Origin of the sequence: Corynebacterium sp. HMSC074A09 (genome assembly GCF_001811545.1) — a bacterium.
GTDB lineage: Bacteria > Actinomycetota > Actinomycetes > Mycobacteriales > Mycobacteriaceae > Corynebacterium > Corynebacterium hiratae.
On record NZ_KV805148.1, the window covers coordinates 36,900 to 57,480 of the forward strand.

At 60.7% G+C, this 20,581-nt stretch carries 17 protein-coding genes; 8 read left to right on the plus strand and 9 right to left on the minus strand.

The features are described from left to right. Positions 1-59 precede the first annotated feature (59 nt). The 3 genes from HMPREF2807_RS06330 (at position 60) to HMPREF2807_RS06340 (ending at position 2,729) form a co-directional block, all read left to right on the plus strand. A complete protein-coding gene (locus HMPREF2807_RS06330; protein WP_049157617.1) occupies positions 60-875 on the plus strand; it encodes a GDSL-type esterase/lipase family protein in 816 nt (271 codons plus the stop codon). A 66-nt stretch (positions 876-941) separates the two neighbouring features. Continuing rightward, positions 942-2,093, plus strand: a complete 1,152-nt coding sequence (locus tag HMPREF2807_RS06335; RefSeq protein ID WP_070511277.1) for an S-(hydroxymethyl)mycothiol dehydrogenase — start codon at positions 942-944, stop codon at positions 2,091-2,093. After that, entirely contained in the window at positions 2,094-2,729 is a 636-nt protein-coding gene (locus tag HMPREF2807_RS06340; protein ID WP_070511279.1) for an MBL fold metallo-hydrolase, read from the plus strand. On the opposite strand, the gene HMPREF2807_RS06345 is transcribed toward HMPREF2807_RS06340, so the two are convergent. The 8 genes from HMPREF2807_RS06345 to HMPREF2807_RS06380 form a co-directional block, all read right to left on the minus strand. Continuing rightward, positions 2,726-3,520 carry a cytochrome c biogenesis CcdA family protein gene (locus HMPREF2807_RS06345; RefSeq protein WP_070511281.1) on the minus strand — a complete coding sequence of 265 codons (795 nt, stop codon included), beginning with the start codon at positions 3,518-3,520 and terminating at the stop codon, positions 2,726-2,728. The genes HMPREF2807_RS06340 and HMPREF2807_RS06345 overlap by 4 nt on opposite strands. Positions 3,521-3,601: 81 nt before the next feature. After that, the gene (locus tag HMPREF2807_RS06350) at positions 3,602-4,471 is read right to left on the minus strand and encodes a DsbA family protein (protein ID WP_118783624.1); all 870 of its coding nucleotides are present in this window, start codon (positions 4,469-4,471) and stop codon (positions 3,602-3,604) included. Between the two features lie 148 nt (positions 4,472-4,619). Next, the gene (gene rfbA / locus HMPREF2807_RS06355; protein WP_070511283.1) at positions 4,620-5,486 is read right to left on the minus strand and encodes a glucose-1-phosphate thymidylyltransferase RfbA; all 867 of its coding nucleotides are present in this window, start codon (positions 5,484-5,486) and stop codon (positions 4,620-4,622) included. Positions 5,487-5,603: 117 nt separating this feature from the next. Beyond that, positions 5,604-6,968 carry a sugar nucleotide-binding protein gene (locus tag HMPREF2807_RS06360; RefSeq protein ID WP_070511285.1) on the minus strand — a complete coding sequence of 455 codons (1,365 nt, stop codon included), beginning with the start codon at positions 6,966-6,968 and terminating at the stop codon, positions 5,604-5,606. A 6-nt stretch (positions 6,969-6,974) separates the two neighbouring features. Continuing rightward, entirely contained in the window at positions 6,975-7,970 is a 996-nt protein-coding gene (rfbB, locus tag HMPREF2807_RS06365; protein WP_198531327.1) for a dTDP-glucose 4,6-dehydratase, read from the minus strand. A gap of 20 nt (positions 7,971-7,990) precedes the next feature. Beyond that, positions 7,991-9,349: a M1 family metallopeptidase gene (locus HMPREF2807_RS06370; RefSeq protein WP_070511287.1), complete on the minus strand. Its 1,359-nt coding sequence runs from the start codon at positions 9,347-9,349 to the stop codon at positions 7,991-7,993. Between the two features lie 94 nt (positions 9,350-9,443). After that, positions 9,444-10,523, minus strand: coding sequence for an alpha/beta hydrolase (locus HMPREF2807_RS06375; RefSeq protein ID WP_070511289.1), 1,080 nt, complete (start codon positions 10,521-10,523; stop codon positions 9,444-9,446). A gap of 38 nt (positions 10,524-10,561) precedes the next feature. Further along, positions 10,562-11,983, minus strand: coding sequence for an alpha/beta hydrolase (locus HMPREF2807_RS06380; protein ID WP_070511291.1), 1,422 nt, complete (start codon positions 11,981-11,983; stop codon positions 10,562-10,564). 675 nt (positions 11,984-12,658) lie between these two features. On the opposite strand from HMPREF2807_RS06380, the gene lpdA reads away from it, so the two are divergent. Next, positions 12,659-14,071: a dihydrolipoyl dehydrogenase gene (gene lpdA / locus HMPREF2807_RS06385; protein WP_070511293.1), complete on the plus strand. Its 1,413-nt coding sequence runs from the start codon at positions 12,659-12,661 to the stop codon at positions 14,069-14,071. Positions 14,072-14,569: 498 nt separating this feature from the next. Here the strand turns inward: lpdA and ramB are convergent, their stop codons facing one another. Next, entirely contained in the window at positions 14,570-15,976 is a 1,407-nt protein-coding gene (ramB, locus tag HMPREF2807_RS06390) for an acetate metabolism transcriptional regulator RamB (RefSeq protein ID WP_046647846.1), read from the minus strand. Positions 15,977-16,377: 401 nt separating this feature from the next. Here ramB and HMPREF2807_RS06395 point away from each other — a divergent pair, with 401 nt between their 5' ends. From HMPREF2807_RS06395 to HMPREF2807_RS06410, 4 genes are read left to right on the plus strand one after another with little or no spacing between them, the layout of a single operon-like run. Then, the gene (locus HMPREF2807_RS06395) at positions 16,378-17,133 is read left to right on the plus strand and encodes a succinate dehydrogenase cytochrome b subunit (protein ID WP_046647845.1); all 756 of its coding nucleotides are present in this window, start codon (positions 16,378-16,380) and stop codon (positions 17,131-17,133) included. A 15-nt stretch (positions 17,134-17,148) separates the two neighbouring features. After that, entirely contained in the window at positions 17,149-19,170 is a 2,022-nt protein-coding gene (locus HMPREF2807_RS06400) for a fumarate reductase/succinate dehydrogenase flavoprotein subunit (RefSeq protein ID WP_046647844.1), read from the plus strand. Then, a complete protein-coding gene (locus tag HMPREF2807_RS06405; protein ID WP_046647843.1) occupies positions 19,170-19,919 on the plus strand; it encodes a succinate dehydrogenase/fumarate reductase iron-sulfur subunit in 750 nt (249 codons plus the stop codon). The genes HMPREF2807_RS06400 and HMPREF2807_RS06405 overlap by 1 nt, the downstream gene beginning before the upstream one ends. A 47-nt stretch (positions 19,920-19,966) precedes the next feature. After that, positions 19,967-20,338: a membrane protein gene (locus HMPREF2807_RS06410; protein WP_046647842.1), complete on the plus strand. Its 372-nt coding sequence runs from the start codon at positions 19,967-19,969 to the stop codon at positions 20,336-20,338. Positions 20,339-20,581: the final 243 nt, after the last annotated feature.

Below are 20,581 nucleotides of genomic sequence, written 5' to 3' on the forward strand. Positions count from 1 at the left end.
CTTAGTTTAATATGGTTTCGGTTAAGAACATACCCTTTTCTTGAAAGGACATCAGTCACGTGAAGTTTACTCAGCGCATCACTGCCCTCTGCGCCTCCCTCCTCGTGGCAGTAGGCCTGTCCCAGGCTCCGCAGGCCGCCGCCGGCGAGCGAAACCTCGTCGCCTTTGGTGATTCCGTTTTGGCGGATCCGCAGCTGGATGTTTACCTCTCCTCGCGCCTTGGCTCCTCTAACCGCAACCCGAGTCTCGACTGTCCCTCCGGCAATAACTACGCCAAGCGCGTCGCGTCCAAGCTGGGCATGCCGGTGGCGGATTTCTCCTGCTCCGGTGCGGTCTCGATGTCTCAGGGTCCGCAGATGAACGCGCAGGTCGATGATGCCATCCGCCGCGGTGCGCTCAGCCCGGACACCCAGCGCGTGCTCTATGCGGGCGGCTTTAACGATACGTATAACAATGCCCAGCTTTCCGACGCCGACATGCGCGCCCGCTTTGTTGGCGCAAATGCGCCGATTATCAACAAGATTCGTGCGGCGGCCCCCAATGCCCGCATTCAGATCGTGGGTTATCCGACCATCGGCTCCGGTGACCGCTACTGCCTCCTCCACTTTGGCCCGAAGCCAGCCGATGCTACGGCCCTGCCGATGGTGCAGCGTTATGAAAACGTCACGCAGTGGATGCAGGTGGACCTAGCGCACGCGACCGGCACCGAATTTGTGGATATGAAGCCGATGACCTGGGATCGCGGTATGTGTGCCGATGCCGATAAGCGGCTGTGGGCGGGTCTGGTGGACTTCTCTGCCGGCCCGGGCAACCTACCGCTGCATATCAATGCTCGTGGTCACGAGTTTGTGGCCAACCATCTCGCGAGCTTCTAGAAACGCGTTCTTATGACTTTAAGGCCCGGGCAACGTTGCCTGGGCCTTTCGCGTACCCTCGCGGACATGACTGTTAATGAAAACCTAAATGAAAATAACTCCCATCAAGGCTCGGAGGTTGTCCGCGGCGTGATTGCGCGCGCGAAGGGCGAGCCCGTCGAGACCGTGAACATCGTCGTGCCGGCTCCGGGCGAGCACGACGTCGTGGTCAAGATTCAGGCCTGCGGCGTGTGCCACACCGACCTGGCTTACCGCGATGGCGATATCGAGGATGCCTTCCCGTTCTTGCTTGGGCATGAGGCGGCGGGCGTCGTCGAGCGCGTGGGCGATGCTGTTACCCACGTCGAGGTTGGGGACTTCGTGGTCCTGAACTGGCGCGCGGTGTGCGGCGAGTGCCGCGCCTGCAAGAAGGGCGAGCCGAAGTACTGCTTCAACACCCACAATGCGTCCGCTCGGATGACGCTTGCCGAGAGCGACGCCGACGCCGGAACCGAGCTCACCCCGGCACTCGGCATCGGCTCCTTCGCGGAGAAGACCCTGGTTCATGAAGGCCAGTGCACCAAGGTCAATCCGGAGGCAGACCCGGCCGCCGCGGGCCTGTTGGGCTGTGGCGTGATGGCCGGCCTGGGTGCTGCGGTCAACACCGGTGACGTTAAGCGAGGCGAGTCCGTCGCGGTCTTCGGCTGCGGTGGTGTCGGCATGGCAGCCATCGCCGGCGCGGTGCTGGCGGGTGCCTCGAAGGTCATCGCCGTGGACCTGGATCCGGACAAGCTGGAGCTGGCCAAGCAGTTCGGTGCGACCCATACCATCGCGGCGAAGGACAAGTCCGAGGACGAGGTCATCGAGGCGGTCCGCGAGCTCACCGATGGTTTCGGTACCGACGTGGCTATCGATGCCGTGGGCATCCCAGCCACCACCCGCCAGGCCTTCTACTCCCGCGACCTGGCCGGCCGCATGGTCATGGTGGGCGTCCCGAACCTCACCAGCCGCTTCGACGTCCCAGCCATCGACTTCTTCGGCCGCGGCGGTTCCCTCAAGTCCTCCTGGTATGGCGACTGCCTGCCGGAGCGCGACTTCCCCATGTACGTTGACCTCTCCCTGCAGGGCCGCTTCCCGCTGCAGGACTTCGTGTCCGAGCGCATTGGCCTCGACGACGTGGAGGAGGCCTTCGCTACCATGAAGGCTGGCAAGGTACTTCGATCCGTAGTGGAGCTGTAAATGATTATCGAACAGTTTGTAACCTCAGGAAAGTTCCGCCTGGATGGCGGTGAGTGGGACGTGGACAATAACGTCTACATCCTGGCCGCAGGCGGCGCGTCAAGCGACGCCGAGTGCTACATCGTCGATCCTTCCCACGACGCCGAGCGCGTCATCGACGAGGTAGGAAAGCGCACCGTTAAGGGCGTTATCCTCACCCACGCGCACAACGACCACTGCGAGCTCGCGCCCCAGGTGGCTGAGCACTTCGGCGTGTCCGTGTACCTCCACCCGGATGACCGCCCGCTGTGGGAGGAAACGCACGAGGGTGCGACCTTCGTTCCGCTGGAGGATAACCAGCTATTCACCGTGGGCGATAGTGACTTCGTGGTCTTCCACACGCCTGGTCACTCGCCAGGGTGCGTGGTGCTCTACATCGCGGACGAAGCCACGCTTCTGTCGGGAGATACCCTTTTCAATGGCGGGCCCGGTGCCACCGGCCGCAAGTACTCCGACTTCGACGTCATCATCGAGTCCCTGCGCAACCGAGTGCTGAACCTTCCGCCGGAGACCCGCGTCCTGCCGGGGCACGGCGACGAGACCACCATTGGTGCTGAGGCTGCGCGTATCGACGAATACATCGCACGCGGCTACTAGGCCGGGGTGCGGGCAGCCTTGATGCCTGCCACCACCGTGGCGGCAAGTGAGAGCCCGAACCATACCCACGCGTCAGCGACGCCCGCGCTCACAGCGCGGGCTTTTTCTTGCACCGCGAACTGCGCATCCGTACTCAAGACCGCGGGCAAGGTCGCGGTGCCATAGCTGGCAATGAATAGCGCGCCGATGAGCACGAAGAACGCGCCCGACACAATGGACAAGGTGTTCGTGCGCACGGGGCCGAGGACCACCTCGCGCCCGCGCAGCCAGGACCACGAGCCCACATTGAGGCGCTCCCACAGCGCCGCCAGAACAAAGAGCGGTGCGGCCATGCCCGCGGCATACGCCACCATGATGATCCCGCCGTAGAGTGCGCTGCCTGATGCGGCTGCAGTGGTGAGCACAGCACCTAAGAGTGGGCCCGCGCAAAAGCCCGCGAAGCCATACACCGCGCCGAGCAGAAACACCTTTCCCCTCGCCTTACCGGACAGGGTATCCATGCCGGGGATGCGGAAACCGCCGCCCAAGGCGGTAAAGATCCCCAGCGCGATGATGATCCAGCCCGCCACCGTGATGACCTGGCCGCGGTATTGTGCGAGGATTGCAGCCAGACCCATGCCGATGGGAACGAGCGTGGTGCACAGGCCTAAGAAAAAGACCAGGGTTTTCAGCAGCAGCTGGCGCTGCGACTCAAAGGCATAGGCAAAGAAGGCTGGCACCAACAGCGCTGAGCAGGGGCTGATCAAAGTCAACACGCCGGCGATGACGGCGCCAAAAACTCCGATACTCATACGCTCACCCCCACTGCATAGCCGCCTAAGAACGCGGTCAGAACGACGAGCGCGATGAAGATCCACACGATGAGCGGCGGCTTATCCATTGGCCGCCTTGCCTAGCTGTTCCCGGATGGTCTGCTCAAAGACTTCCGGTGGCTGCGCGCCACCAATGAACTGATCCCCCACCACGAAGGCCGGGGTGCCCGTAATACCAATCTGGGAGGCGTAGCTGGTGGCCTTCTCGATGACCTCGGTGTAGGTATCATCCGTGGCCTGCTGGCGGAACTTATCCAGGTCCGAAACGCCGGCTTTCTCAGCGAACTTCATGAAGTCCTCGATGCCGAATTCTGGGTGACCACTGATGTCCTTGCTAGCGGTGTAGAGCTCGTGCTTGAACTCCTGAAACTTGCCCTGTGCCGCGGCCGCGCGCCCGGCCTTAGCAGCCTCGACGGCGGCAGGGCCGTTAACGGGGAAGTCATTCCACTCGATGCGCACCAGGCCCTTCTCCACGTACTTCTTGAGGAGGTCTGGCTCAGTGACGTTGGCGTGGCGGGAGCAGAACGGGCACTCGAAATCGGAGAACTCCGAAATCACCACGGGTGCATCCACCGCTCCCACGGCGAAAGGATCATCCTCCTTCTTGCGGTGCACCACCGTGATATCGCCGCTCTTGGTGTCACCGCCGGGGCCGAACACCATCGGATCCCCCTTCCCGTCGGAGAACTTCGTGCCGGGCGTGGCCTTGTCAGCATCCTTTGCCAAATCTTCGGTGGGCGCCGCGCTCGTCGCGGTCTCCTGCGCCGCTTGAGTCCCGGCATCGCCGGAAGAATTGCGCTCTGCCAGAAGGAAGCCGATGATGATCGCCAGGATGACAACGAGCACCAACAGGCCCCACGCCACGGGGCTGATGGTGGATAGCGCTGATTTCTTGGGATTGCTGGTGGGGCGGGAGGATGAAGTAGGCATGCGATTACCTTAACGCGTCTAGGCCCGTTTGGGTGATGGTGGCCTCTGATGCTGCGTGGGGACGCTTTGGCAAGTACGGATCGATCAAATTAGGTCCCAGATCCCGTGGGCGGTTTCGGTCCTTAATTGATCGATATGTACCTCGAGCTCAACTCTCTTGGGCAGCGGCCAGGAGATAGCGGCCATAGCCGGACTTCAGGAGGGGCTCGGCCAGCTCGGTGAGTGCGGCGGCATCGATGAAGCCCTCCTCGAAGGCGGCAACCTCCGGTGAGCCGATGACGGTGCCGGTGCGTTTTTGCATCACCTCCACGTAGGCCGAGGCCTCACTCATGGAGTCCACCGTGCCGGTGTCCAGCCAGACATCACCGCGCTGCAAGCGTTTGACGCGCAGCTGCCCGCGGCGCAGGTATTCCTCGTTGACGGTGGTGATTTCTAACTCCCCGCGTGCGCTGGGCGTAATGGACTTGGCAATCTCCACCACGGAATTGTCATAGAAATACAAGCCCACCACGGCGTGGTTGGATTTGGGCGCAGCGGGCTTTTCCTCAATGGACAATGCTTGGCCCGAGGAGTCAAAGTCGACAACGCCATAGCGCTGCGGATCGGAGACCTCGTAGGCAAAGATGATGCCGCCGCCCGGGTGGCTGCACTCATTCAGCGCCGTGGAGAAGCCGTGGCCGTCAAAGATGTTGTCACCCAAAACGAGGGCCACGTCATCTTCAGCGATGAAGTCTTCCGCGATGAGGAAGGCCTGGGCCAAACCTTCGGGCCTGGGTTGGACCGCGTAGTGCAGCATGAGGCCTAGTTGGGAGCCGTCGCCAAGCAGGCGTTGGAAGGCGGCCTGGTCTTCTGGGGTGGTGATGATGAGGATCTCGCGTATGCCGGCCTGGATCAGGGTGGTCAGAGGGTAGTAGACCATCGGCTTGTCATAGATGGGCATGAGCTGCTTCGAGATGCCCTTGGTGATGGGGTAGAGGCGGGTCCCTGAACCGCCAGCGAGGATGATGCCCTTCATGGGCTTCAAGCTTAACGGAGGGGTCCCGCGCCGGGGTGCGGCGGCGCGGGCTGGCGAACATAACACTTAACTTCCCACTCAACATAACACCTGGGAAGCTAAGTGTTATGTTAAGTGTTATGCCGGGTAAAGGCCCAGGTAAAGCGCTAAAGCGGCCCGCCAATTCATCGGCTTAAAGCCGGTGGCTTCAATCTTGGACAGGTCGAAGGTGGACTCCTTCGGGCGGGGAGCTTCAGGCCCGGCGATCTCGCGGTACTGCTCGGTGCTGACCGGCGTGACACCAGCGGGGTCTTGGCCCACGCCGGTGAAGACGGCCATGGCGATTTCATCGCGACCCACCGCATCACCGGAGTTGGAGATGTTGTACACGCCGTACTCGGCTTTGGTCTTGAGCAGGTGGATGATGCCCTTGGCCAGGTCCTCGGCGAAGGTGGGGCGCCCGCGCTGATCATGGATGACGGAGGGCTTGACCCCCTTAGCCGCCAGCGAGCGCATCGTGGCCATGAAGTTGGCTCCATCGCCGAAGACCCAGGAGGTACGGATGACATAGTGGCGCGGCGCGGTTTGCGCGGCGGTATCGCCCGCGGCTTTCGATGCCCCATAGGCCGACAGCGGGGAAGGCATTTCATCCTCGGAGTGGACCTCGTTAGAGCCATCGAAGATGTAATCACTGGAGACGTGCACCAAGGTCAGGTTATTCTCCGCCGCAATGCGCGCGAGCTTCGCCGGGGCGGAAGCGTTGACCGTCCAGGCCGCGGCGCGATCGTCCTCCGCACCGTTGACATCGTTATAAGCCGCGCAGTTGATGATGGCGGAATACTGCTTCCACGGGCGGGCAGGCGGGTTGGTGATATCGAAATCCTCGTGCCCACAGAACTCCACCGCGCCCAGACCAGCGGTGGGCAGGAATTTCTTTAAAGCGCGGCCCAGCTGCCCGTTGGCGCCGGTGACCAGGATGCGGCGCGGGGGCATGGGGGAGACGTCGGCAAGCGCGGGGTGTGCCTTGTCTTTGTCGGAGATCTCCGTCGGCTCCAGCGGCCAGTCCACCATGTTGAGGTTGACGCAGGTGTAGTCCGCATCCGGGGACCAGTGGTCATTGACCAGGTAGGAGTAGGCGCAGGCCTCCAGCGCCTGGAAACCGTTGGCCACGCCGCGCGGCACGAAGACCGCCACGTCTTCGCGCAGCTCGTGGGTCACCAGCTGCCCGAAGGTGGCAGAGCCCTCGCGCAGATCGCACCACGCACCGAAGGCCCGGCCGGAAGCCACGGAGACGAGCTTGTCCCAGGGCTCCGCGTGCAGCCCGCGCGTAACCCCCTTCTCCGCATTGAAGGAGACATTATTCTGCACCGGTTGGAAGTCCGGCAAACCTGCCGCCACCATCTTCTCACGCTGCCAGTTCTCCTTGAACCAGCCGCGGTTATCCCCGTGGACGTCGAGCTCCACAATGAGCAGGCCCTCAATGGCCGTTGACTGCACCTTCATGGAAATTTACTGTCCTTGCTTCGCGTAGTTGGCTTCGACTTCTTCCTTGCCTGGGCGCCACCAGTCCTCGTGGGCGCGGTACCACTCAATGGTGGCAGCCAAGCCCTCGCGCAGATCCGTGTAGCGCGGGCTCCAGCCCAGCTCGCGGCGCAGTTTGCTGGCATCCATGGCGTAGCGCTGATCATGGCCCGGGCGGTCCGCCACGTGGATGTAGTTCGCGCGGCCGTCGTCAGTAGCACCCAACAGCTCACAGATCATCTCGATGACCTGGCGGTTATTCGTATCCTCCTGATCGGCGCCGATGTTATAGGTCTCACCGATGCGCCCGCGGTCCAGGATGGCAAGCACCGCCTCGTTGTGATCATCCACGTGAATCCAATCCCGCACCTGCTCGCCCGTGCCATAAAGCTTGGCGGGCTGGCCCAGAAGCAGGTTGGTGATCTGCCGCGGGATGAATTTCTCAATGTGTTGGTAAGGGCCGTAATTATTGGAGCAATTCGAAATGGTTGCCCGCAGCCCAAAACTGCGTACCCATGCACGCACTAGGTGATCCGAGCCGGCCTTCGTGGCTGAATAGGGCGACGACGGGTTATACGGTGTCTCCTCCGTGAAGTAGGTATCGGCGCCAATCTCCAAATCACCAAAAACCTCATCGGTGGAAACATGGTGGAGGCGCACATCGTGGCGGCGGCAGGCCTCCAGCAGCACGAAGGTGCCCATGACGTTGGAGCGGAGGAAGGGCGAAGGATCCCGCAAAGAGTTGTCATTGTGGGATTCCGCCGCGAAGTGCACCACGGTATCGGCCTGGGCCACGAGCTTGTCGACGACCCCCTCATCCGCCACGTCCCCCACCACCAGGGTGGCGTCCACGCCGTCAAGGTTGGCGCGGTTGCCCGCGTAGGTGAGCTTGTCCAAGACGGTGATGTCCACGTCGGGCCGTTGCTGGGCTACGAGCCTCACGAAGTTTGCACCAATAAAGCCGGCACCGCCGGTAACAAGCATCCTGCGCATGGTGAACAAGTCTAGACCGGGAACTTGGGCAGCGCGGTGTGGTTGAGCCACTCGTCCAACAAAGCATCGACCGCAGAAGGATCTGTCGCTTCCTTCTTCACACGGCTGATGAGATCCTCCGGGGTGACCACGGAGTGCTGGGATGCGGTGAGGTAATCCCGGACCGTGCGGAAGAAGACCTCATCGCCCACGAGGCGGCGAAGTGCGTGAACAGTCAGCGCGCCGCGCTTGTAGACGCGGTCATCGAACATGTCGCGCGTGCCCGGATCACCGAGCACGATGTCCTGCTTCTTGCGTGCGAGCACTTGATAGTGCGAACGCGCCGATTCATGCACCGGGCGGCCATGCGCGTGCTCGAACCACAGCCACTCGCAGTAGCAGGCAAAACCTTCGTTGAGCCAGATATCCTTCCACTCACTAAGGCCCACGGAGTTGCCGAACCACTGGTGGGACAGCTCGTGGGCGATGAGTCGCTCAAAGAGGTGGTCGCCCTTGACGTGGTTGGATCCGAAAATGGACAGGCCTTGGGCCTCCAGCGGGATCTCCAGCTCATCATCGGTGATGACCACTTGGTAGTCGGGGAAAGGGTAGTGGCCGAAGAGCGAGGAATAGAAGTCCAGCATTTCCTGCTGTTGGGCGAACTCTTCGAGGACTACCTGCTTCAGGCGAGCCGGCGCCCAAGCGCGGACGTCTCGGCCCAGGTCAATCTCTGAGTATTCGCCGATCTGCACCGTGGCGAGGTACGTGGCCATAGGGTGCTTGACGCGGTAGTGCCAGCGCGTCATGGAACCGCCTGCGCTGCGGCGGGAGACCAGCTTGCCGTTGGAAATCACCACGAAAGGATCGTCAGCGGTGATGCGAATATCGTAGGTGGCCTTTTCCGACGGGGTGTCATCGCAGGGGAACCAGCTGGGTGCACCGTTGGGTTGGCTGGCCACCAGGGAGCCGGAATCTGTTTCCTCCCAGCCGATTTCACCCCACGGAGTGCGCAGTGGCCGCGGCGAGCCGCCATAGCGAATGTGCAGCTCAAACTCTTGGTTCTCCACGATGGTGTCGGCAAAGGTCAGCCGCAGTTTGCCGGCGGACAGGCGAAACTTGGCCACGCGGGGTGCGTGTTTCGCCGTGATGCGGCGAGCCACCATGGCGCCCCCGAGGTCAAGCGTGAGTTTGTCAAAGTCCTCCAGCGCGCGAATGTGGAGGATGGCTTCGCCCTGCAGCATGTTGGGTTCCACGCGGTAGGTCAGGTCCAAGTCATAGTGGGTGACCTCGAAGCCGAGGTTGAAATCCACCCTCGTGTAGCTATCCCGAGTAAGTGCAGCGCGGTCGCGAGCGGCGGAGATATGCGAAAGGGCGGTAGAAAGCAGCTTCATAATGCCGCTATCCTACCGCCCTGTCTGGGTTATCCGAAGCCAGGGGAGCGAGCACGCCGCGCCAGACCGTGGGGCGACACGCTCCGCTCACTTTTTAGGAGTTGAAAGCTTCCTCAAAGGTGGGCCAGGACTTCACCAGGTCCTCGCGCCAGCCCGGCCAGGAGTGCGTGCCCACGTTGCGGAAGTTGTAGGTGGCTGGAATGTTCTGCTTATCCAGCTTGGCCTTGAGCATATGGGTGCAGTGGTTGACCGCGGCCTCGATGATGCCGCCCTCAACCTGCAGCTGTGCCGAACCCGCGTAGGCGGCCAGCGGGCTGTAGCCCTTGTTCATGTAGTAGGACGGGGTATCCTGCTCACCCGCGAAGCCCGATGCGGAGGAAATGTACAGCTTGGTGCCGCGCAGTTTCTCGGAGTTCATCAGGGCATCGTTGTAGCGGTTGTAGTCACCGCCCATCGGGCCCCACATCTGTTCCGGTTCTCCGCCGCCGCGGTTCACGGTGAGGCGCAGGAACTGGTACTCCGTGGGGTAGGCGGTTGCGGCGCAGCCGGCGAAGGAGCCAACCGCGTCATAGAAGCCCTGGTTGTGCTGCGCCAGCAGCAGGGAAGACGTTGCGGACATGGACATGCCGGCAATGGCGCGCTTGTTGCTTGCGTTCAGGCGAGACTCCAGCGGGCCAGGCAGCTCCTTGGTCAGGAAGGTCTCCCACTTCTGTGGGCCCTTGAGGTACTTGCCGTTGGGCTCCTCCAGCCAGTCGGTGTAGTAGGAGAAAGCACCTGCCTGCGGAACGACAACGTTGACGTCCTTGTCCGCGTAGAAGTCCACGGCATCGGACATGTACAGCCAATCGGAGTCCTGCTCCGCGGAACCGGCGCCGTTGAGCAGGTACAAGGTCGGGCGGTCCGGGTTCTTAGCAGGGATAACAGCCAGCGGAATCGCGCGGCCGTTCATGGCCGGTGACGTAGCCTCCAGCTTGAGAACGCGGGCGTCATCTTTGAAGTGCTCGTACCACTTCTGGCTCTGCACCTCCGGGGTGACGTTCAAGTCCGAGATGGTGGACAGCGGCGTGTCACCCGCAACCTGCTGCGGGGTGATGGTGGCCGCACCCGCAACGGGGCTGATAAGCGCGGCAGCGCAGAGCGCGCCGGCGGCGAGGAGAGAGCTAAGACGCTTCATTACGTTCCTTATTTAACAATCAATATGGCGAGTTGAGCTTACTGTTCGATGGCCTCAGGGGCTACTGGCCGGGAGTCGGCCGGGGTCTTGGGATCGTTCTCGGCCTCTTCCATATTCTGCTTATCGGCATCCTCAGCTTTGGCGTTAGCGTCCGTGTTCACCGCGCTTTCCGACGCCCGCGTGGAGACCGGCTCCACCGGCAGACCAAAGGCACGAGCGAAGGTGGGCCAGGAGGAGTTGATGTCATCGAACCAGCCCGGCCAGGAGTGGGTACCGGTATTGCGCAGGTTGAAATCCGCTTTGACACCTTCGCGCTGCAGTTTTGCCTGCAGGTCGTGGGTGCACGCATTCATCGCTGCCTCGATGACGCCGCCTTCCACCACCAGGGTGGAGGAGGACTTCAAGGCTCCGGCCAGGCCTTGCTTTTCAATCCTGGACGAACCCAAATCGTTCATTCCGGCAAACCCCGAGTTAGCGGAGACGTAGACCTGGGAATTACCCATGTTGTTCTTTGTGGCGTTGATGAGTCCATCGTTGTAGCGGTTGTAGTCACCGCCCATCGGGCCCCACATCTGCTCGGTGCTTCCACCGCCACGATTCACGGTCAGCTGCGTGTAGAAGTTCGGCAGTGGAGTCGAGGTGGCCGCACAGCCAGAGAAGGACCCGATAGCGTCATAGAAGTTGGGGTTGTGCTGGGCCAAGACGAGCGATGAGGTAGCAGACATGGACATGCCTGCGATGCCGCGCTTGCCGTTGGCGTTGATGTGCTTCTCCAGCGGTCCCGGTAGCTCCTTGGTGAGGAAGGTCTCCCACTTCTGCGGGCCCTTGAGGTAGCTGCGGTCCGGGCTGGTAACCCAGTCGGTGTAGTAGGAGAATGCGCCTGCCTGCGGGATGACGACGTTGACGTTTCGGTCACCGTAGTAGTCATCGAGTTCTTGGGTGCCCTCCTTGTTGGGATCCAAGTCTTCGCGCGTGGTGGCTATCAGCCAGTCCATGCCCTGCTCGGCACCGCCAGCACCGTTGAGTAGATAAAGGGTGGGGCGGGAAGAATCAAAGGTGCCGTCTGGGGTAATTACTGCAAGAGGGACGGTGCGGTCCATCGCTGGTGCGGTGGCATTGAGGGCCTTGACGCTCTGACGGTAGTCCGGGTATTTCAGGACGTAGCCCATCCACTGCTTGCTGTCCGGGATCTCATTGACGTCAACGTCCTTAAAAGTGACGTTCTTACCAATGGCGTCTTCATATTCTTGGCGGGAGGGCGACGGGTTTCCGGCGGAGTCCTTGGGCAGGTACTTTTCAATCTCCCCGTAGATGTCGAGCTCGGAAATGGTGGACGGTGTGGCATCACCGCGGATTTGTTCCGGGGTGACCTCGGATGCGCCCGCGGTAGGGGATGCTACGGCGCCAAGTGCTAGGGCAGTGGCTGCCGCAAGCGTCGTGAGAGAGCGCGCAATCTTCATAGAATCTCGCTTTCTAAGTGATGAGCGGAAATGTAGGGGCAAGTGTAAAAGATGCTCCGGACACGCCACCCATGAGATGGGCAATAGTGCTGGTAGATGGGAATTTCAGCACCCCAAGATAAGGGTAACGTGTTTAAACATACCAAGATATTAAAGTTAATGGTGGTATTGAAGTGGAAACCGTGTCATAATCTTTCCGTGCGTTAACGTGGGCTATGTAACGCAATGTCCGGCCTATTCGTTAGTCGAACCAGATGCGGAGACCGTTACTGCGGCGGCCGTCCTGCAAGGCAGAAGGTGGCAGTGCCGCATAGTGACATCGCACGAGGCCGTGAAGGCTGCTAGAAGACCAACAGAAAGAAGAAGAATGAACCTCTTTGACACCATCCTCGTTTCCATCAACCAGGTGCTGGGCCAGTTCGCTCACTCCGGCTCCTCTACTTCCTCCAAGATCGCCCTGGATTGGGGTCTTTACTAAACAGCTGCGGGGCGTGCGGCCCCACGTTTCTCTCCCCCTAATCGCCCCCTCGGGTGGTTGGGGGTTATTTTGTGCGTTGTGTGCCCTCTACGCATCAGTGCACTGTGGCTTGCGTATCAGGAATGTTATGGACTGATACGAGAGCACAGCATGGGGGTGGTGGGACAGCGGGCACAAAGTTACGTATCCTATAGGGCGTGACTAATGAACATTTTGACGTTGTAGTACTCGGCGCGGGCCCCGGCGGCTACGTGTCCGCCATCCGCGCTGCCCAGCTGGGCAAGAAGGTTGCCGTTATTGAGAAGCAGTACTGGGGCGGTGTTTGCCTCAACGTGGGCTGCATCCCGTCCAAGGCTCTTCTTAAGAACGCTGAAGTTGCACACACCTTCAACCATGAGGCGAAGGCCTTTGGTATTTCCGGCGATGTTTCCTTCGACTTCGGTGTTGCGCACAAGCGCTCCCGCAAGGTCTCGGAGGGCATCGTCAAGGGCGTGCACTACCTGATGAAGAAGAACAAGATTACGGAGATCAATGGCCTCGGCTCCTTCAAGGACGCCAAGACCATCGAGATTACCGAGGGCGATGACAAGGGTAAGACCGTTACCTTTGACAACTGCATTATCGCCACCGGCTCCGTCGTCCGTTCCCTTCCGGGCGTGGAAATCGGCGGCAACATCGTGTCCTTCGAGGAGCAGATCCTCAGCGATGAGGCCCCGGATTCCATGGTCATCGTTGGCGCAGGCGCCATCGGTATGGAGTTTGCGTACGTTCTGGCCAACTATGGCGTAGACGTGACCATCGTGGAGTTCATGGACCGCGTCCTTCCGAACGAGGACAAGGATGTATCCAAGGCTATCGCCAAGGAATACAAGAAGCTTGGTGTGAAGCTCCTGACTGGTTACAAGACCACCGCCATCACGGATAACGGTGACAATGTCACCGTTGAGGTCGAGTCCAAGGACGGCTCCAAGACCGATACGCTGACCGTGGATCGCTGCATGGTCTCCATCGGCTTCGCCCCGCGCACCGAGGGCTACGGCCTGGAGAACACCGGTGTCGAGCTCACTGAGCGCGGCGCCATCGCTATTGATGACTACATGCGCACCAACGTTGAGGGCATTTACGCCATTGGTGACGTCACCGCGAAGCTGCAGCTCGCTCACGTGGCTGAGGCGCAGGGCGTTGTGGCTGCTGAGGTCATCGCCGGCGCTGAGACCCAGCTGCTGGGTGACTACATGAACATGCCGCGCGCCACCTTCTGCAACCCGCAGGTGGCCTCCTTCGGCTACACCGAGGAGCAGGCTCGTGAGAAGTTCGCTGACCGCGACATCAAGGTTGCTACCTTCCCGTTCTCCGCTAACGGTAAGGCAGCTGGTCTGAATGAGACCGCGGGCTTCGTCAAGCTCATCGCCGACGGCGAGTTTGGTGAGCTCATTGGTGGTCACATGGTGGGCTCGAACGTGTCCGAGCTGCTGCCGGAGCTGACCCTGGCGCAGCGCTTCGATCTCACTGCAGAGGAGATCGGACGCAACGTTCACACTCACCCGACGCTGTCTGAGGCTATGAAGGAAGCAGCCGAGGGCATCGGCGGCCACATGATTAACCTCTAAGAACTAAAACAAGAACACTCCCCCTCATCCCATCGACGTGAATCGGTGGCGGTGAGGGGGAGTGTTGGTTTTAGCGCCGAAGCGCGACTGGCCTTAGCCGAAGAGCTTGGAAGACAGTGCGAACGGTGCGTTGACGATCGTCAGCACGAGCTTCTGGATCTGGCCAAGGAAGTTCTCGCCAAAGCTGGACATAATAATAATCCTTTCTGTTGGTGATTATCGGTCGCTGACCATGATAGAACAACCGAGTCGGGAAAATCCATCAGATTTGGCAATGAAAACCATGGGGTGGGGCTTGTAGGACAATGTATAGCGCCGAGGGTTTGGGTCATAATTCCAGCTCATCGCACTAAGTAGGCCCCTTTCTTGCTTCAGTATCTTTCTTCGGAGGCTTTCGCTCGATGGAGAGTGCTCCCCAGCTTTTAAGATTCATCTGCGTTAACGGCGTAAAGATGGATGATTTAAAACCTGTGCGATTACGCCGTTAACTAGCTTTAGTTAATAGGGTGCCACTGCAGAGCGGTGGGCGTCGACGACAAGCTGTTCGTTAATGGCGGGAAATGCCCGCTGGGAGCAATTCTGGCGCGGGCAGGTGCGGCAGCCGGCGCCAATGGGAGTGGCGGCGGAAAGGGCATTGAGGTCTAGCCCCTGGGCGTACACGGTGCGATTAGCATGGCGTGCCTCGCAGCCCAGACCGATGGAAAAGAGCTTGTTCGTATCCCCAAAACGGCCTTGTGGGTAGCTCACCGTTCGTGAGATCCATAGGTAATTGCGCCCATCTGGCATCTGCGCCAACTGGCGGGAAATGGTGTTGGGGTGTGAGAAGGACTCGTACACATTCCATAGGGGGCAGGTGCCGCCGGAGTTGGAGAAGTGCACGCCGGTGGCGGATTGGCGTTTGGACATGTTGCCGGCGCGGTCAACGCGCACGAAGGTAAAGGGGATGCCGCGCTTGTTGGGGCGCTGCAGCGTGGAGAGGCGGGAGGCAATCGTCTCGTAGCCCACTCCGAAGACATTGCAGAGGTATTCCACGTCGTACCCCGACTGTTCGGCTTCGCTATGGATGAGGCCATACGGGAGGAGCGTGGCCGCAGCGTAATAATTGGCGATACCCCGCTTGGCCAAGTTGATGGAGGCCTCTGAAGTAAACGGTTCTTCCTCCACGAGCTCGTCGAAAAGCGCGCCCGCTTCGAGGAAGCCAAGCTCAGCTGCCATGCGGAAGGCGCGCTGGCCGACGCTCAGCCGGCTGGCAAGGCGAAGGGTCCCGCTGTCCTTGTCGAAGCGGTGCAGCGTGCCATCCATGCGATCGGTGGTGAGGATCTCCACGCCGTGCTGGGTGGTGAGTCTGTCGTCCAGAGCCTGTTCGATGTCGCGGATGTGGAAGGGGACGACGTCGAGCTCCGCGGAGATCGCCTCTGCATGCTGATCTAACTCATCGAGATAATTCTGGCGGGCATAGAAGAAATCCCGAACCTCATCGTGCGGCATGGACAGCGCCTGGTTGCCGTCGGAGCGGCGGGTATCGGTGGCGAGGGAAAGCTTGTCGCGGATATTGCGGTAGCGGCGGTGAATGTCGACGAGCGTGCGCGCAACGGTGGGGTGGTTGTAAACCAGTTCGGACAATTCCTGTAATTCCACGGGGGAGGGGCAGATTTCTTGGTCCTGGACGACATCTTGAATCTCGGCGAGTAGCCGCGAGTCATCGTCACGGGAAAAGAAAGTGGCATCCACACCAAATGCTTCAGTAATCCTAAGCAAGACCGGAACGGTGAGGGGGCGTACGTCATGTTCAATCTGATTAACGTAACTAGCGGAAAGCCCCAGCGTAGCGGCGAGGGAGGCTTGGCTGAGATCACGTTCGCGGCGCAGCTGGCGCAGGCGCGAACCTACGTATGTCTTGCTCATGTGAGCTAGGTTACCTAGTGCCTTTCGGTCATAACAATAGTTTTGCAAGGAATGTGTGAAGCATTTTAACTTCGCTGCGAAGTGGGGGTGTTAGCGGGGCGTGAAGGGGCGGTGAGGGGTGTGTACCAAGCGAAAGTTTGACACCTAAAGGGGTAGGGTCGTCACTCGAGTCACACCCTGTGACAAAAGTCTCAACCGCGAAATGTTTTCGCAAGGTTAATATTGCGTAAAGCGAAGTGATCAAGGTAGACCGGCATAAGTCGGGGGACACTTAAGGCAACCCTTGCCTTAACTCATTTCTGTCAGGGGCCTGTAGGTGGGGGAGGGGGCGTTAAAAGCAAAGGGATAAGTAGTGGTCAGCGCGCAGTCCTGCGTAAGGTAAGGGCGACAATGGAGGTGTCATGTCTGTAAAAAATCCTGACCGTGAAGCCCTTGCTCACGGCCGCATTACTAATGAAACGATTCGTCCTAAGCCAGGAATTCCGTCCTGGGCTTTGAAACTGACGATGGCAATTACCGGTCTGTTCTTCGCGCTGTTCGTTGTAGGACACATGGCCGGCAACTTGAAGCTCTACCTGCCGGCCCACAACGGCGAGGAAGCCATCGATGCCTACGGCGCATTCCTGCGCAGCATGGGTGATCCGCTGATTCCGAGCGGGCACCTTCTGTGGATCATCCGCATCGTCTTGCTGGCGTGCGTGATCGCCCACATTTACGGCGCCTTTGCGCTGACCGCTCGCTCCAAGGCATCCCGCGGTAAGTTCAAGCGCACCAACCTGATGGGCGGCATGGATTCCTTCGCAACGAAGACCATGCTGGTGACCGGCGTCGTGCTGCTCCTGTTCATCGTCTTCCACATCTTGGACCTGACGATGGGTGTTCAGCCGATCGCTCCGGAGGCTTTCGCTCATGGCGAAGTGAAGGCCAACATGATCGCTACCTTCTCCCGCTGGCCGGTGACCATCATTTACATCGTTGCCATGCTCTGCCTCTTCCTGCACCTGACCCACGGCATCCGCCTTGCGGCTTCCGACCTGGGCATTACCGGTGCTAAGTGGCGCGAGGTCTTTGTCATCCTGGCGTACATCGTCCCGGCCGTCGTGTGCCTGGCAAACATCGTTATGCCGTTGTCCGTCGCCCTGGGCTGGGTCAGCTAAAGGAGTTTTGAACCCATGACTAACGCGAATACTGAACTCAAGCGCGAGCACCCGAACTTCTCGCACCCGCAGTCCATCGTCCCGGGTGTCAAGCCGGGCCGCATCCTGGAGTCCCACGAGCCGCACGGCGTCCCGATGAAGGACATGTGGAGCTACCAGAAGGACCACATGGAGCTGGTCTCCCCGCTGAACCGCCGCAAGTTCGAAATCATCGTCGTCGGTACCGGCCTGGCTGCTGGTTCCGCTGCGGCTGCCCTCGGCGAGTTGGGATACAAGGTGAAGGTCTTCACCTACCACGATTCCCCGCGTCGCGCGCACTCCATTGCTGCGCAGGGTGGTGTGAACTCTTCCCGCCACAAGAAGGTGGATAACGACTCCGCCTACCGCCACACCAAGGACACCGTCAAGGGCGGCGACTACCGCTGCCGCGAGTCCGACTGCTGGCGCCTGGCTTATGAGTCCATCCGCGTCATCGACCACATGAACGCCATCGGCGCTCCGTTCGCTCGCGAGTACGGCGGCACCCTGGCTACCCGTTCCTTCGGTGGCGTGCAGGTCTCCCGCACCTACTACACCCGTGGTCAAACAGGCCAGCAGCTGCAGCTGTCCACCACTTCTGCGCTGTACCGCCAGATTGGCCTGGGCAACGTGGAGCTCTTCGCTCACCACGATATGCAGGACGTCATCACCTACAACGACAACGGCACCAAGCGTGCCGGCGGCATTGTGACCCGTAACCTCATCACCGGCGAGCTCAAGGCCTTCACCGGCCACGCAGTCATCCTCGGTACCGGCGGTTACGGCAACGTCTACCACATGTCCACGCTGGCTAAGAACTCCAACGCTGGCGCCATGATGCGTGCGTACGAGGCTGGTGCTTACCTGGCTTCCCCGGCATTCATCCAGTTCCACCCGACCGGCCTGCCGGTCAATTCCGAGTGGCAGTCCAAGACCATCCTCATGTCTGAGTCGCTGCGTAACGACGGCCGCATCTGGTCTCCGATCAAGGAGGGCGATGACCGTCCTGCTAACGAGATTCCGGAAGAGGAGCGCGACTACTTCCTAGAGCGCCGCTACCCGGCCTTCGGTAACCTCGTCCCGCGTGACGTGGCTTCCCGTGCCATTTCCCAGCAGATCAACAAGGGTCTGGGCGTTGGTCCGCTGCACAACTCCGTGTACCTGGACTTCCGCGACGCCATCGAGCGTCTGGGCAAGGACAAGATCCGCGAGCGTTACTCCAACCTCATCGAGATGTACGAAGAGGCCATCGGTGAGTCCGCCTACGAGACCCCGATGCGTATCGCTCCGACCTGTCACTTCACCATGGGTGGCCTGTGGACGGACTTCAACGAGATGACCGCCATCGACGGCCTCTTCGCCGCCGGTGAGTGCTCCTGGACCTACCACGGTGCGAACCGCCTGGGTGCTAACTCCCTGCTGTCCGCTTCCGTTGATGGCTGGTTCACCCTGCCGTTCACCATCCCGAACTACCTGGCTCACCACCTGGGTGAGGCCAAGCTGGCTGAGGATTCCGCCGAGGCTAACGACGCCGTTGCTCGCGCACAGGCTCGCATCGACCGCCTCATGTCCATCCAGGGCGAGGATCCGCACGGCCCGGCGTACTACCACCGCCAGCTGGGTGACATCCTCTACTGGGGCTGTGGTGTGTCCCGTAACGTTGAGGACCTCAAGGTTGCCATTGAGAAGGTCCGCGCACTGCGCAAGGACTTCTGGGCTAACGTCCGCATCACTGGTGACGCCAACGACATGAACCAGGTCCTCGAGTACGGTCTGCGCGTTGCTGACTACATCGACCTGGGTGAGCTCATGTGTATTGACGCCCTTGACCGCGACGAGTCCTGTGGTGCTCACTTCCGCGAGGACCACCTCTCCGAGGACGGCGAGGCCGAGCGTGATGACGAGAACTGGTGCTTCGTTTCCGCATGGGAGCCGGGCGCTGCTGAGGGCGAGTTCATCCGCCACGCTGAGCCGCTGTACTTTGATTCGATCCCGCTGATGACAAGGAACTACAAGTAATGAAACTGACACTTGAGATCTGGCGTCAAGCCGGACCGACGCAAGAAGGCAAGTTCGAAACCGTGCAGGTTGACGACGCCGCCGAGCAGATGTCCATCCTGGAGTTGCTCGACCACGTCAACGACGGCCTCATTGAGGCCGGCACCGAGCCGTTCGCATTCGCTTCCGACTGCCGTGAGGGCATCTGTGGTACCTGTGGCCTCCTGGTCAACGGTCGCCCGCATGGCCCGGGTCAGAACACCCCGGCCTGCCAGCAGCGCCTCTTCCAGTTCAAGGACGGCGACACCATCAAGCTGGAGCCTTTCCGCTCCGCTGCCTACCCGGTCATCAAGGACATGATCGTGGACCGCGCCAAGCTGGACCACGTCATGGAGCAGGGCGGCTACGTGTCCATGGATGCGGGTACCGCTCCGGACGCTGACACCCTGCACGTCAACCACGAGACCTCCGAGTACGCCCTGGATCACGCCGCCTGCATCGGCTGCGGTGCCTGCGTGGCATCCTGCCCGAACGGTGCTGCTCACCTGTTCACCGGCGCCAAGCTGGTCCACCTCTCCCTCATGCCGCTGGGCAAGGAAGAGCGTGGCCGCCGCGCACGCAACATGGTGGACGATCTGGAGCAGAACTTCGGCCACTGCTCGCTCTACGGCGAGTGCGCCGACGTCTGCCCGGCTGGTGTGCCGCTGACCGCGGTTTCCGCGGTTACCCGCGAACGTGCACGTGCTGCTTTCCGCGGCAAGGACGACTAAGCTATAGTCATTCACAGGATTAACAGGAACGAGAGAAAGTTTCAGCCATGAGCAACCTCAACCCGGCAGTTGCTGATCACCACAGCGAGACCTACCCGGAGTTCTCCGGTAAGATTCAGGACTCCTACATCGAGGGATATGACCCCGTTTCTTACAGTGCACCGCACTCTTCTTTGCTGCGCACCTCCACCTGGGTGGGCATGGGCTTGGTTCTCTCGATCCTGCCGGCGCTGGGCATCCTGATCTGGGGCTTCGGCACCAAGCTGTACCCGCAGGGCACCGCCGGTGCTGACTACCAGATCAACCTGATTGTGGGCGCCATCGCCAGCGTCGTCGTAGCCATCCTGGCTATCGTCTCCGTCAAGTATGGCCGCCGCTACTACCGCCAGTACCGCAAGGAAACCGGCCGCATCAACTAGGCACCTCCTAGGCCGTTGAACGCCTAAGTTTCTGTACTGACACCACCACAACCCCCACCTCCAAACACACATGGGAGACCATGTGAGGAGGTGGGGGTTGTTGGTGTTTGGAGGTGAGTGCCGGGCGGGAGAAAAGGGGGAGCGGGCGCTTGACGACGCCCCTACGGTGCCATACGCGTGAATGGCGCCGCAGGGAGCGACGCGAACACTAACCTGACTTGGCTCAAATTAGTGCCGAAGGGT